The sequence below is a fragment of the Pseudomonas persica genome, from assembly GCF_900291015.1.
GTDB lineage: Bacteria > Pseudomonadota > Gammaproteobacteria > Pseudomonadales > Pseudomonadaceae > Aquipseudomonas.
In genome coordinates this window covers 80,703-93,950 of the sequence record NZ_OLKL01000045.1, presented here as the reverse complement: position 1 = coordinate 93,950, position 13,248 = coordinate 80,703, and the positions used below count along the sequence as shown (strand labels likewise).

Below are 13,248 nucleotides of genomic sequence, written 5' to 3'. Positions count from 1 at the left end.
GCGCAACTCTCAAGGGTTGTGCAATACCTGTGGGAGCGGGTTTACCCGCGAATGCTTCAGCGCAGTTTTTCCAGCATCTGGTAGTACCACATCCCCGCCGCCAGCAGCGGGTTGCCCAGCAAGTCGCCCATCGGCACCCGCACATGCTTGCACTGGGCAAAGGTGTCGAATTTCTCCAGGGTCCCGGTCAGCGCCTCGGCCATGATCTCGCCCATGATGTGGCTGGTGGCAATCCCGTGCCCCGAATAGCCCTGGCAATACCACACGTTATCCGACAACTTGCCCAGCTGTGGGATGCGGTTGACCACGATGCCCATGGCGCAGCTCCACTGGAACTCGATCGGCACGCCTTTCAATGCCGGGAACGTGCGTTCGATGCACGGGCGCAGTTCGCCTTCGATATCCCGTGAATCACGGCCGGAATAGTTGGCACCGCCGCCGAACAGCAGGCGCTTGTCGGCGGTCAGGCGGTAATAGTCGAGCACGAAGCGGCAGTCGTACACCGCCAGGTCCTGCGGGTTGATCTGCTCGGCCAGTTCCCCCAGCGGCGCGGTGGTGACGATGCCGCCCATGGCCGGGAAGATCTTGCCCTTGAGCTGGCGCTTTTCCAGCTTGTGGTACACATCACCGGCCAGCATCACCTGGCGCGCCTCGACCCGGCCGTGGGCGGTGACCACCGCCGGGCGCGGGCCGTGGACGATGTCCAGTACTTCGGAATTCTCGAAAATCAGCGCCCCCAGGCCATGGGCCGCACGGGCCTCGCCCAGGCACAGGTTGAGCGGGTGCAGGTGCAGGTTGCGCAGGTTCTTCAGCGCGCCCAGGTACAGCGGGCTTTGCAGGTGCTCGGCCATGCCATCGCGGTCCAGCAGTTGCACCTGCTCGCCCATGCCGCGCCGCCGTGCCTCGGCTTCGAATGCGCGCAGCTCGTCCATGTGCGAGGGCTTCATCGCCGCATGCAGGTGGCCGCGCTTGAGGTCACAGTCGATGCCGTAGCGTGCCACGCGTTGCTCGATCACTTGATGACCGCGCCAGCGCAAGTGCCAGATGAAGTCATCGACCTCGGCACCCAGGCGGTTGCGCATCTGCGAGCGCATGGCTTCGTCGCCCGACAGGCTGCCGGTAACCTGGCCGCCGTTGCGCCCGCTGGCCCCCCAGCCGATGCGGTTGGTTTCGACGATGGCCACTTTCAGACCACGCTCGGCCAGTTCCACCGCTGTGGCCACGCCGGTGAAGCCGCCGCCGATGATCGCCACATCCACCTGCACCGTGCCCTTGAGCTGCGGGTACTCGGTGTGGTCGTTGAGGCTGGCGCTGTAGTAGGACGGCGCGCGCTGCGCCGGGCCTTTGTTCAATGCTGCGTTCATGGGTGTTCCTTGTTAGTTGGGGCTCAGGCCTGGTGCAGGTACCAGCGCCAGTCCTGCTCGCTGACTTCGGCCATGAACTGGCGGTACTCGGCGCGCTTGACCTTCAGATACACGCCAAGGAAGTCCTCGCCCAGTGCTTCGCGCGCCCAGCTGGAATGCTGCAGGGCGTCGAGGGCGGTCAGCCAGTCGGTGGGCAGGTGTTCGGTGGCCTGGGCATAGCCGTTGCCTTCCACCGGTGCCCCCGGGTCCAGCTGTTCGCGGATACCCCGGTGGCTGGCGGCAAGGATCGCCGCAGCGGCCAGGTAGGGGTTGGCGTCGGCGCCGCAGATGCGGTGCTCCACATGCCGGCTGTTGGCCGGGCCGCCCGGTATGCGCAGGCTCACGGTGCGGTTGTCCACGCCCCAGGTCGGCGCCAGCGGCGCATAGCTGTTGGCCTGGAAGCGGCGGAACGAGTTGGCGTTGGGGCAGAACAGCAGCAGCGAGTCGCGCAGGTGGCGCAACATGCCGGCCACGGCCTGGCGCAGCAGCGGGGTGCCGGCCTTGTCCTCGCTGGCGAACAGGTTGTTGCCGGCGCTGTCGGCCAGGCTCAGGTGCATGTGCATGCCGGTGCCGGCCAGTTGCGCGAACGGCTTGGCCATGAAGCAGGCCTGCATGCCATGGGCATGGGCCACGCCTTTGACCAGGCGCTTGTAGCGTACGGCCTGGTCCATCGCCTGCAGGGCGTCGCCGTGTTCGAGGGTGATTTCCACCTGGCCGGGGGCGTATTCCGAAATCGCCGTGCGGGCCGGGATGCCCTGGGCCTTGCAGGCGGCATAGAGGTCGGCAAGAAACGGCTCGATTTGCTCCAGTTCGCGCAGGCCATACACCTGGGTGCTGCGTGGGCGACCGCCATCGTTGTCCAGCGCCGGTTGCGGGCGGCCCTGGGCGTCACGTTGCTGGTCGAGCAGGTAGAATTCCAGCTCGCAGGCCATCACCGGATGGTAGCCGTCGGCCTTCAATGCTTCGATGGTACGCAGCAGCACGTGGCGCGGGTCGGCGATGCTGGCCGGCAGGCCCTCGTTCGGGTGCATGCTCACCTGCACCGCGGCGGTCGGCACCCGGCGCCAGGGCAGGCGCACCAGGCTGCCTGCTAGCGGGTAGGCACGGCAGTCGATATCGCCGACGTCCCACACCAGGCCGGAGTTTTCCACGTCGTCGCCGTTCAGGGTCAGGCCGAGGATGGTGCTGGGCAGTGGCCGGCCGGACTGGTACACGGCCAGCAGTTCCTCGCGGTGCAGCAGCTTGCCGCGCGGTACGCCGTTGGCGTCGAGGATGAACAGTTCGAACAGCTCGATATCGGGGTTGTCGGCCAAAAAACGGCTGGCCTGCTCTACAGGTGCAAAGTGCATGATGGATTCGCTCACGGGCGCACGGGGCCACCGCGCATGCAGGCGGCCCAACTGAGTCAAACGGCCGGACGTCGGCCAGGTCTGGTCACAAAGGCGTGAGCGAAAAATCCGGTGGGCGCGCGTGACGACAGTGCCACAGGGCCCAGAAGGCGAGGATGATGTGCACCAGCGGATTTTCACCGGCACGGCGCCGGGCCTTCGGCAGCGAAGGGCGGGACAGCGGTGGGGCGATGGGCTGGACGGGAGTCATGCCTTTGATACTCACATGCGGCGTAAGGTTGATTAAAGCAGTGAATGGCAACCTTTACATCGCATTTGGCTAAACATATGTGCTGTTGCAACTGGCCTCTTCGCGGGTGAACCCGCTCCCACAGGATCGCATCAAGGCTGAGAGCTGTGGGGTACCTGTGGGAGCGGGTTTACCCGCGAAGAGGCCGGCACAGGCAGCAGAGAACCGGCAAATCTGCGACAATCGCCCGACTTTCCGAATGCCGATCATGACAAAGCAGGCCCACCTGCATCACTAAAAAGCCCCATGACTGACCACGCCATCGACAAACTGTTGCAAAACCTCGACCACGCCATGATCGCCGACCGCCATCGCCTGCGCCGGCAATTGCACGAACTGCGCAAGCGCCCCGACGAGGCGAAGCTGGCGCAGTGGGGGGAAAAGGTCCAGGCGTCCTGCGCCCAGGTCACCGCGCGTCAGCAGAGCGTGCCAACCGTACGCTACGACGACAGCCTGCCAATCGCTGCCAAGCGTGACGAAATCAAGAAGGCCCTGGCCGAACACCAGGTGCTGGTGATCGCTGGCGAAACCGGCTCGGGCAAGACCACCCAGTTGCCGAAGATCTGCCTGGAACTGGGCCGTGGCAGCCATGGCCTGATCGCCCACACCCAGCCACGCCGGATCGCCGCCCGCAGCGTGGCGGCGCGGGTCGCCGAAGAACTGGGCACGCCGCTGGGCGGGCTGGTCGGCTACCAGGTGCGCTTCGAGGACCAGAGCGACGCCAATACCCTGGTCAAGCTGATGACCGACGGCATCCTGCTGGCCGAAACCCAGCACGACCGGTTCCTCGAACGCTACGACACGATCATCGTCGACGAAGCCCACGAACGCAGCCTGAACATCGACTTCCTGCTCGGCTACCTGAAGACCCTGCTGCACCGCCGCCCGGACCTGAAACTGATCATCACCTCGGCGACCATCGACCTGGAACGCTTCTCCAGGCACTTCGACGGTGCACCGATCATCGAGGTGTCCGGGCGTACCTACCCGGTGGAAACCTGGTACCGCCCGCTGACCAGCGAGCAGGACGAGGAGGGTAACCAGATCGAGGATGACCTCACCGTCGATCAGGCCATCCTCGCCACGCTGGATGAACTGGCGCAACACGAGCGCAGTGAGGGCAAGGGCCCCGGCGATGTGCTGATCTTCCTGCCGGGCGAGCGGGAGATCCGCGATGCCGCCGAGATTCTGCGCAAGGCGCAACTGCGCCACACCGAGATCCTGCCGCTGTACGCGCGCCTGTCGCCGGCCGAGCAGCAGCGTATCTTCCAGCCGCACACCGGGCGCCGTGTGGTGCTGGCCACCAACGTCGCGGAAACCTCGCTGACCGTGCCCGGCATCCGCTATGTGATCGACACCGGTACCGCACGCATCAGCCGCTACAGCTACCGCGCCAAGGTCCAGCGCCTGCCCATCGAGGCCGTGTCGCAGGCCAGCGCCAATCAGCGAAAGGGCCGCTGTGGCCGGGTCGAGCCCGGCATCTGCGTGCGCCTGTACAGCGAAGAGGATTTCAACAGTCGGCCGGCGTTCACCGACCCGGAGATCCTGCGCACCAACCTGGCAGCGGTGATCCTGCAGATGCTGCACCTGCGCCTGGGCGCGATCGACGCCTTCCCGTTCATCGAGCCGCCGGATGGCAAGGCCATCAGCGACGGTTTCAACCTGCTGCAGGAGCTGTCGGCGGTCAACCGCGAGAACCAGCTGACACCGATCGGCCGCCAGCTGGCACGCCTGCCGATCGACCCGCGGCTGGGCCGCATGCTGCTCGAAGGTGCTCGGCTGGGCAGCCTGCAGGAAGTGCTGATCGTCACCAGTGCGCTGTCGGTGCAAGACCCGCGCGAACGGCCACCGGAGCGCCAGCAGGCCGCCGACCAGGCGCACGCGCAATGGAAGGACGTGGATTCCGACTTTGCCGCGCTGGTCAACCTGTGGCGTGGCTTCGAGGAACAGCGCCAGGCGCTGACCGCCAACCCGCTGCGCAACTGGTGCCGCAAGAACTTCCTGAATTACCTGCGCCTGCGCGAATGGCGCGATGCCCATCGTCAGCTGGCGCTGATCTGCCGTGATCTGCAGCTGACAGTGAACAAGGACCCGTCCGACTACCGGAAAATGCACAAGGCCATTCTCAGCGGCCTGCTCAGCCAGATCGGCCAGAAGACCGAAGAGGGCGACTACCAGGGTGCCCGCCAGCGGCGCTTCTGGGTGCACCCGTCGTCGGGCCTGGGGCGCAAGCGCCCGCAGTGGGTGATGGCGGCCGAACTGGTCGAAACCACCAAGCTGTATGCACGCATGGTGGCCAGGATCGAGCCGGACTGGATCGAGCCGCTGGCTGGTCACCTGGTCAAGAAGAACCACTTCGAGCCGCACTGGGAGAAGAAGCGCGGGCAGGTGGTGGCCTATGAGCAGATCACCCTCTACGGCCTGATCCTGGTCGGTCGTCGACCAGTGCATTTTGGCCCGATCGACCCGGCCACCTCACGCGAGCTGTTCATCCGCCACGGCCTGGTGGGTGGCGAAATCCAGTCGCGGGCCAAGTGCCTGGCGGCCAACCAGCGCCTGCTGGAAGAGCTTGACGAACTGGAGGCCAAGGCCCGCCGCCGTGACATCCTCGCCGACGAAGAGACGCTGTACGCCTTCTACGAAGCGCGCCTGCCGGCGGAAATCCATCAGACCGCGACCTTCGACAGTTGGTACCGCATGGGTAGCCAGAAGGACGCCAACCTGTTGATCATGCGTGAGGAAGACGTGCTGGCCCGCGAGGCCAGTGAGGTCACCGCCGCGCAGTATCCCGACAGCATGCAGGTGGGTGAGCTGCGCCTGCCGCTGAGTTACCACTTCGAGCCCGGCCACCCCCGCGATGGCGTGACCGTGCGGGTGCCGGCACCGCTGCTGCCGAGCCTGCCGGGCGAGCGCCTGGAATGGCTGGTGCCGGGCCTGCTGGAAGCCAAGTGCGTGGCGCTGGTGCGCAACCTGCCCAAGGCCCTGCGCAAGAACTTCGTGCCGGTGCCGGACTTCGTCAAGGCCGCGCTGGCGCGTATGGTCTTCGGCCAGGGCGCATTGCCGCAAGCTTTGGGCCAGGAGCTGCTGCGCATGACCGGCGCCCGTGTGGCCGACGAGGCCTGGGCCGAATCGGTCAACCTGGTCGAAGGCCACCTGCGCATGAACATCGAAGTGGTCGATGGCCAGGGCAAGTTCCTGGGTGAAGGCCGTGACCTGGCCGAGCTGACTGCGCGTTTTGCCGCCGCCAGCCAGGCAGCGCTGGCCGTGCCGCGTGATGCCAAGAGCGAGCAGCCGGTGCAGGCCAAGGCCTTCAGCGAAGTGAAGCAGACCGCCCAGCAGAAGATCGCCGGCCTGTCGATGACCGTGTACCCGGCGCTGGTGGAAGAGGCCGGCACCGTGCGCGAAGGGCGTTTCTCGACCCAGGCCGAAGCCGAGTTCCAGCACCGTCGCGCCTTGCAGCGGCTGTTGCTGCAGCAACTGGCCGAGCTGGCCAAATACCTGCGCGGCAAGCTGCCGGGGCTGACCGAGCTGGGCCTGTTGTACCGGGAAATGGGCCGGGTCGAGGCGCTGGTCGAGGACATTCTGCTGGCCAGCCTGGACAGTTGCATCCTCGAAGGCGAACAGCCGCTGCCACGCGATGGTGCGGCCCTGGCTGGTTTGGCCGAGCGCAAGCGCGGCAGCTGGGCCGAGCATGCCGAGCGCCTGGCACGGCAGGCCCTGGAAGTGCTGAAACTGTGGCATGGGCTGCAGAAGCGCTTCAAGGGCAAGATTGACCTGAGCCAGGCGGTGGCGCTGAACGACATCAAGCAACAGCTGGGCAACCTGGTGTACCCGGGCTTCGTGCGCGAAACCCCCGGGGTCTGGTTCAAGGAGTTGCCGCGTTACCTCAAGGCGGTGGAATTGCGCCTGGAGAAGCTGGGTTCGCAGGTGCAGAAGGACCGGGTATGGAGTGGTGAGCTGGCCAACCTGTGGGCGCAGTACAAGGCCCGTGCCGACAAGCATGCCCAGGAAGGCAAGCGCGATGAGCAACTGACCGTGTACCGCTGGTGGCTGGAGGAATATCGGGTGTCGCTGTTTGCCCAGCAGTTGGGGACCAAGGTGCCGATTTCCGACAAGCGATTGAGCAAACAGTGGAGCCAGGTGGAAGGCTAACTTCCTTGATTTGTGGCACACTTCAGTGAGTTTGGGGCCGCTTTGCGGCCCTTCGCGGGTAAACCCGCTCCCACAGGGTCCGCGTACGTCTTTGAGTTGGCACTAAAGTGCCATTAACCTGTCATGTTTCCAGCCAGCGCCCCGTGGCGATGGCCTTTGACCAGAGGAACGACCGTGCATAACGTCGTGATCAGCGGCACCGGCCTGTATACCCCGGCCCAGAGCATTTCCAACGAAGAACTGGTGGCGTCCTTCAACGCCTGGTCGCAGCAGTTCAACCAGGACAACGCCGCCGCCATCGAGCGCGGTGAAGTCGAGGCAGCGCCGCTGTCCGATGCGGCGTTCATCGAAAAGGCCTCGGGCATCAAGAGCCGCTTCGTCATGGACAAGGCCGGCATCCTCGACCCGCAGCGCATGAAACCCCGCCTGCCCGAGCGCTCCAACGACGAGCCGTCGCTGCTCTGCGAAATGGCCGTGGCCGCTGCCCGCCAGGCCCTGGAGCGCGCCGGCCGCAGCGCGGCCGATGTCGACGGGGTGATCGTCGCCTGCTCCAACCTGCAGCGCCCGTACCCGGCCATCGCCATCGAAGTGCAGCAGGCGCTGGGCATCCAGGGCTTTGCCTTCGACATGAACGTGGCCTGCTCGTCGGCCACTTTCGGCATCCAGACCGCCGCCAACAGCGTGGCCCTGGGCCAGGCGCGTGCGGTGCTGATGGTCAACCCGGAGGTGTGCACCGGGCACCTGAACTTCCGTGACCGTGACAGCCACTTCATCTTTGGCGATGCCGCCACTGCGGTGTTGCTCGAGCGTGCCGACAAGGCCACCTCGGCGCACCAGTTCGACATCGTCAGCAGCAAGCTGTGGACCGAGTTCTCCAACAACATCCGTAACAACTTCGGCTTCCTCAACCGCGCGGCGGAAGAGGGCGAAGGTGCGGCGGACAAGCTGTTCATCCAGGAGGGCCGCAAGGTGTTCCGCGAGGTGTGCCCGAAGGTGGCCGAACTGATCGGTGAGCACCTGCAGGAAAACGGGCTGCAACCAGGCGATGTGAAACGCTTCTGGCTGCACCAGGCCAACCTCAGCATGAACCAGCTGATCGTCAAGAAGCTGCTGGGGCGTGAAGTGGCCGAGGAAGATGCACCGGTGATTCTCGACCGTTATGCCAATACCAGCTCGGCGGGCTCGGTGATTGCCTTCCACCTGTACCAGGACGACCTGGCCAAGGGCTCGCTGGGGGTGTTGAGCTCGTTTGGTGCGGGGTATTCGATTGGTAGCGTGATCCTGCGCAAGCGCTGATTGAGCGCAAGCCAGTACCGGCCTCTTCGCGGGTAAACCCGCTCCCACAGGGATATCACAGATTCGAATGCTGTGGTGTCCCTGTGGGAGCGGGTTTACCCGCGAAGAGGCCGGTGCATTTTTCACAGGCAAAAAAAAGCGGGAAACGCCGGATGGGATCGGCATTTCCCGCTTCAGCTGAAGCAGGGGAGGGTGTCGCTTAGAACTTGGCTTCCAGGTCTACCTGCAGCGTGTCTACGTCAGCATCGCTGTTAGGCAGGTTGGAGAAGTCGGTCTTGGCCATCATATAGGCCGCGCCGAGGGCGAAGTTCTTGTCGATTTCGTAGCCCACCTTGAACTTGTGGCCACGCGAACCGGTAAAGCCGTTACCGAAGTCGGAGTCGGTGAACAGGCTGACGACACCGTTACGCTGCACGTCGCGGTAGTTGTAGTCCAGGCTCCAGACACCGATCTTGCTCTTCAGGCCAGCCAGCCAGGCCTTGTCCTTGCCATCGGTGCTTTCGGTGTTTTTGACGAACTGGCCGTAGGCCGACAGCGGGATGGCGAAGCCGGTGAAGTCGACCTGGCCGAAACCTTCCACCAGCTGGAACTCGTTGGTGGTGTTGCCCAGCGAACGCAGGGCGGCAGATTCCTTGTCGTTGTCGTAGCCGTAGATACTGCCACCGACGGTGACCTTGACGGTGTCAGCCGCATTGAACTTGGTGCCCACCTGGGCCGCGTACAGCTGGGCGTCGTGCTTGAACTGCACGCCGTCGCCGTCGACGTTGTCCTTCAGGTTGTAGTGGCCGATGCTGCCGAACACTTCGGCCGGGCCGAGGTTGGTCTTGTAGGTAGCGGCCAGGCCTTCCGGGTTGATGTCGCTGTCCCAGATGATGTCGCCCATACTCACCCATGGCTGCAGCATCTTGCCGCCGATCAGGTGCAGGTTCGGGACGGCAGTCGGGTGCCAGTCGAGGTAGGCCAGGTCGACCCACAGCGATTTCTTCTCGAAGTAGTTGTCCAGGCTTTGGTTGGTCGAGCGGGCATCGGCGCTGCTGCCGGTGGCCACACGCACGCCGGCGTCGACCTGCGGGTTGATCTCGCTGTAGAAGCCGACCCGGGCACGTACACGTTCACGGTCCTGGTTGCCGCTGCGAGCGATCGGGTCGTCGACGTTGACGTCTTCGTAACGCAGGCGCACATCACCCTTGATCTGGGTCTTGGCGGCCCATGCCACTTTCTGTTCAAAGGAGCTCATCCGTTCGGACTGAGCTTTCTGAGCGGCCTTTTCCTTGGTTTCTTGAGCCAGGTCCGCCTGCAGTTCGTTGTACTGCGCCTGGTTGATCGAGCCATTGGCGCGGAGCATTTCGAGCAGCTTGGCGTCGACAGCTGCACTGGCCGGAGTACTCAGAGCCAGCATCATGCCGGTGAGGCTCACTCCGGTAAGTGTAGAAACAAGACGCATAAGGTTCTCCCTACTGAATAAGATGGGGGAGGCTCAAGCGCCCGCCCCGTGTTGGCATGTCTTCGGAAAGGGCCTGAATAGACAGGTTCTCGGGTTCCGGAAAACAGGCGCAAGTATTGCGGGGGCGAATGACAGATTAATGTCGAATTGGTGGCACTGCTGTTAAGTAATTGAGAACAAAAGGATCTGGCCCGGCGTTGGTGATTTGAGTGGCGGGCCTTCCTTGGGGATACTGGGTACCTTCAGACAGCGAGCCGAAACCGTGACCAGCCTGTATAGCCTTGCCCATTTGCGTGATCTTCCGGCGGCCACCTGGGATGCCCTGGTGCCGGCCGGCCAACCGTTCCTGCGCCATGCGTTTCTCAGTGCCATGGAGGACAGCGGCAGCGTCGCACGCAACACCGGCTGGGCCGCCGAGCATCTGGTGCTGGAGCGTGACGGGCAGGTGCGGGCACTGCTGCCGGCGTACCGCAAATGGCACTCGTTTGGCGAGTACGTGTTCGACCATGGTTGGGCCGATGCCTGTGAACGGGCCGGCATCGCCTACTACCCCAAGTTGCTCGGTGCCGTGCCGTTCAGCCCGGTCAGCGGTCCGCGCCTGCTCGCCACCGACCCTGGCGATGGCTTGCTGCTGTTGCAGGCGTTGCCTGAGTACCTGGGCAAGGCCGGGCTGTCTGGCGCGCACATCAATTTCACCGAGCCGGCGCTGGACGAACAACTGGCCGGCCAGCCGGGCTGGATGGAGCGCCTGGGTTGCCAGTTCCATTGGCGTAACCACGGCTACCGCGACTTCCAGGATTTTCTCGACCGCCTGAGCTCGCGCAAGCGCAAGCAGATGCGCAAGGAACGTGAGCAGGTGGCTGGGCATGGCATTGAGTTCCGCTGGTACCGTGGGGATGAGCTGGATGAGGCGCAGTGGGATTTCGTCTACCGCTGCTACGCCAACACCTACGCGGTGCGCCGCCGTGCGCCTTACCTGACGCGCGCGTTTTTCAGCTTGCTGGCCGAGCGCATGCCTGAGGCGTTGCGTGTGGTGATGGCCCGGCAGGGTGGCCGTGATGTGGCCATGGCCTTGAGCCTGATTGGGGGCGACAGCCTGTTTGGCCGCTATTGGGGCTGCCTGGACGAGTTTGACCGGCTGCATTTCGAGACGTGTTTTTACCAGGGCATGGACTTTGCCATCGCCGAAGGGCTGCAGCGCTTCGATGCCGGGGCGCAGGGCGAGCACAAGCTGATTCGCGGGTTCGAGCCGGTGCTGACGCGGTCGTGGCACTACCTGCTGCACCCGGGGTTACGGCGGGCGGTGGAGGATTTTCTGGTGCAGGAGCGGGACGGGGTGCGGGCGTATGCCGAGGAGGCCCGGGGGATGCTGCCCTATCGGCGGGACTGATGGCTTGATGTTGTCTGTGCCGGCCTCTTCGCGGGTTTACCCGCGAAGAGGCCGGCACAGGAATCAGTCGACCCCGACAAAGCCCCCGGTCTGGTGATGCCACAACCGGGCATACAGCCCTTGCTGCTCCAGCAACTCACTGTGGCTACCACTCTCGACAATCCGCCCCTTGTCCAGCACCACCAGCCGGTCCATCCGCGCAATGGTGGAGAGCCGGTGGGCAATGGCGATCACCGTCTTGCCCTGCATCAGCGTCTCCAGGCTTTCCTGGATCGCTGCCTCCACCTCCGAGTCCAGCGCCGAGGTGGCCTCGTCCATGATCAGGATCGGTGCATTCTTCAACAGCACCCGGGCAATGGCGATGCGCTGGCGCTGGCCGCCCGACAGCTTGACCCCACGCTCGCCGACATGGGCATCGAAACCGGTGCGACCCTGGGCGTCCGACAGTTGCGGGATGAATTCGTCGGCGCGGGCCCGGCGCACCGCTTCATGCAATGCCGTCTCGCTGGCATCGGGGCGGCCATACAGCAGGTTGTCACGGATCGAGCGGTGCAGCAGCGAGGTGTCCTGGGTGATCATGCCGATCTGCGCACGCAGGCTGGCCTGGCTCACTTCGGCAATGTCCTGGCCGTCGATGAGAATGCGCCCGCCCTGCACGTCGTACAGCCGCAGCAGCAGGTTGACCAGGGTCGACTTGCCCGCCCCGGACGGGCCGATCAGGCCGATTTTCTCGCCCGGGCGGATGTCCAGGTTGAGCCCTTCGATGACGTTGGCGGCCTTGCCGTAGTGGAAGTCCACGTCATCGAAACGCACCGCGCCGCGGCTGACCTTGAGCGCTGGGGCGTTGGGCCGGTCGGTGACGGTGACCGGCTGGGCGATGGTCTGCAGGCCGTCCTGGACCATGCCGATGTTCTCGAAGATGCCGTTGACCACCCACATGATCCAGCCCGACATGTTGACGATGCGGATCACCAGGCCGGTGGCCAGGGCGATGGCGCCGACAGTGATCAGCGACTGGCTCCACAGCCACAGCGCCAGGCCGGTGGTGGCAACTACCAGCAGGCCGTTGAGGGTGGTGATGACCACGTCCATGCTGGTGACCACGCGCGCAGCCAGTTGAGTCTTCTCGGTCTGTTCGCTGATCGCTTCGCGGGCGTATTGCTGTTCGTAGTCGGTGTGGGCGAACAGCTTCAGGGTGGCGATGTTGGTGTAGCCATCGACGATACGGCCCATCAGCTTGGAGCGGGCATCGGAGGAGATCACCGAACGTTCCTTGACCCGTGGCACGAAGTAGAACAGCGCGGCGATGTAGCCGGTGATCCACAGCAGCAGTGGCAGCATCAGGCGCCAGTCGGCCTCGGCGAACAGCACCAGCGAGGTGATGGCGTAGATCAGCACGTGCCACAGCGCGTCTACCGCTTGCACGGCCGAATCGCGCAGCGAGTTGCCGGTCTGCATGATGCGCTGGGCGATGCGCCCGGCGAAGTCGCTCTGGAAGAAGTTCAGGCTCTGCTTGAGCACATAGGTATGGTTCTGCCAGCGGATCAGGCTGGTCATGCCGGGGTTGATGGTCTGGTGCACCAGCAGGTCATGCAGGCCGAAGAACAACGGCCGCAGCAGCAGGATCACTACCAGCATCCAGATCAGCTCGCCACTGTGCTCACTGAAGAAGTTTGCATTGGGCGTGCCCTGGGCCAGGTCGATGATGCGGCTGAGGTAGCTGAACATCGCCACCTCGATCAGCGAGGCGAACAGGCCGACCACCAGCAGGGCGACAAAGCTCGGCCACACCTGGCGCAGGTAGTACAGGTAGAACGGCCAGACCTGGCCGGGCGGCGACTCGCTGGGCGCGTCGCGGAAGATATCGATCAGTTGCTCGAAACGGCGGTACAGCATGGGTGACAAGACTCCTGTGCTACCCGACC

At 64.5% G+C, this 13,248-nt stretch carries 7 protein-coding genes; 3 read left to right on the top strand and 4 right to left on the bottom strand.

Features of this window, described 5'->3' with window-relative positions:
- Positions 1-56: 56 nt before the first annotated feature.
- Both FQ664_RS21070 and FQ664_RS21065 read right to left on the bottom strand, forming a co-directional pair.
- Positions 57-1,364, bottom strand: coding sequence for an NAD(P)/FAD-dependent oxidoreductase (locus FQ664_RS21070; RefSeq protein ID WP_144174617.1), 1,308 nt, complete (start codon positions 1,362-1,364; stop codon positions 57-59).
- A 23-nt stretch (positions 1,365-1,387) separates the two neighbouring features.
- Positions 1,388-2,752: a glutamine synthetase family protein gene (locus tag FQ664_RS21065; protein ID WP_144174615.1), complete on the bottom strand. Its 1,365-nt coding sequence runs from the start codon at positions 2,750-2,752 to the stop codon at positions 1,388-1,390.
- Positions 2,753-3,287: 535 nt separating this feature from the next.
- On the opposite strand from FQ664_RS21065, the gene hrpA reads away from it, so the two are divergent.
- Both hrpA and FQ664_RS21050 read left to right on the top strand, forming a co-directional pair.
- A complete protein-coding gene (gene hrpA, locus FQ664_RS21055) occupies positions 3,288-7,193 on the top strand; it encodes an ATP-dependent RNA helicase HrpA (protein ID WP_144174612.1) in 3,906 nt (1,301 codons plus the stop codon).
- Positions 7,194-7,367: 174 nt separating this feature from the next.
- Positions 7,368-8,489, top strand: a complete 1,122-nt coding sequence (locus FQ664_RS21050) for a beta-ketoacyl-ACP synthase III (RefSeq protein WP_144174610.1) — start codon at positions 7,368-7,370, stop codon at positions 8,487-8,489.
- 199 nt (positions 8,490-8,688) lie between these two features.
- Here FQ664_RS21050 and FQ664_RS21045 read toward each other — a convergent pair whose 3' ends face one another.
- Positions 8,689-9,933 (bottom strand): putative porin, encoded by a 1,245-nt coding sequence (locus tag FQ664_RS21045; RefSeq protein ID WP_144174608.1) that lies wholly within the window; start codon positions 9,931-9,933, stop codon positions 8,689-8,691.
- A gap of 262 nt (positions 9,934-10,195) precedes the next feature.
- Here FQ664_RS21045 and FQ664_RS21040 point away from each other — a divergent pair, with 262 nt between their 5' ends.
- Positions 10,196-11,323 (top strand): GNAT family N-acetyltransferase, encoded by a 1,128-nt coding sequence (locus FQ664_RS21040; protein WP_144174606.1) that lies wholly within the window; start codon positions 10,196-10,198, stop codon positions 11,321-11,323.
- Between the two features lie 63 nt (positions 11,324-11,386).
- On the opposite strand, the gene FQ664_RS21035 is transcribed toward FQ664_RS21040, so the two are convergent.
- Positions 11,387-13,219, bottom strand: coding sequence for an ABC transporter ATP-binding protein (locus FQ664_RS21035; RefSeq protein WP_144174604.1), 1,833 nt, complete (start codon positions 13,217-13,219; stop codon positions 11,387-11,389).
- Positions 13,220-13,248 lie beyond the last annotated feature (29 nt).

Coding starts and splice junctions, on each gene's coding strand:
- FQ664_RS21070 (WP_144174617.1), bottom strand. CDS start 1,364: ATGAACGCAGCATTGAACAAAGGCCCGGCGCAGCGCGCGCCGTCCTAC.
- FQ664_RS21065 (WP_144174615.1), bottom strand. CDS start 2,752: ATGCACTTTGCACCTGTAGAGCAGGCCAGCCGTTTTTTGGCCGACAAC.
- hrpA (WP_144174612.1), top strand. CDS start 3,288: ATGACTGACCACGCCATCGACAAACTGTTGCAAAACCTCGACCACGCC.
- FQ664_RS21045 (WP_144174608.1), bottom strand. CDS start 9,933: ATGCGTCTTGTTTCTACACTTACCGGAGTGAGCCTCACCGGCATGATG.
- FQ664_RS21035 (WP_144174604.1), bottom strand. CDS start 13,219: ATGCTGTACCGCCGTTTCGAGCAACTGATCGATATCTTCCGCGACGCG.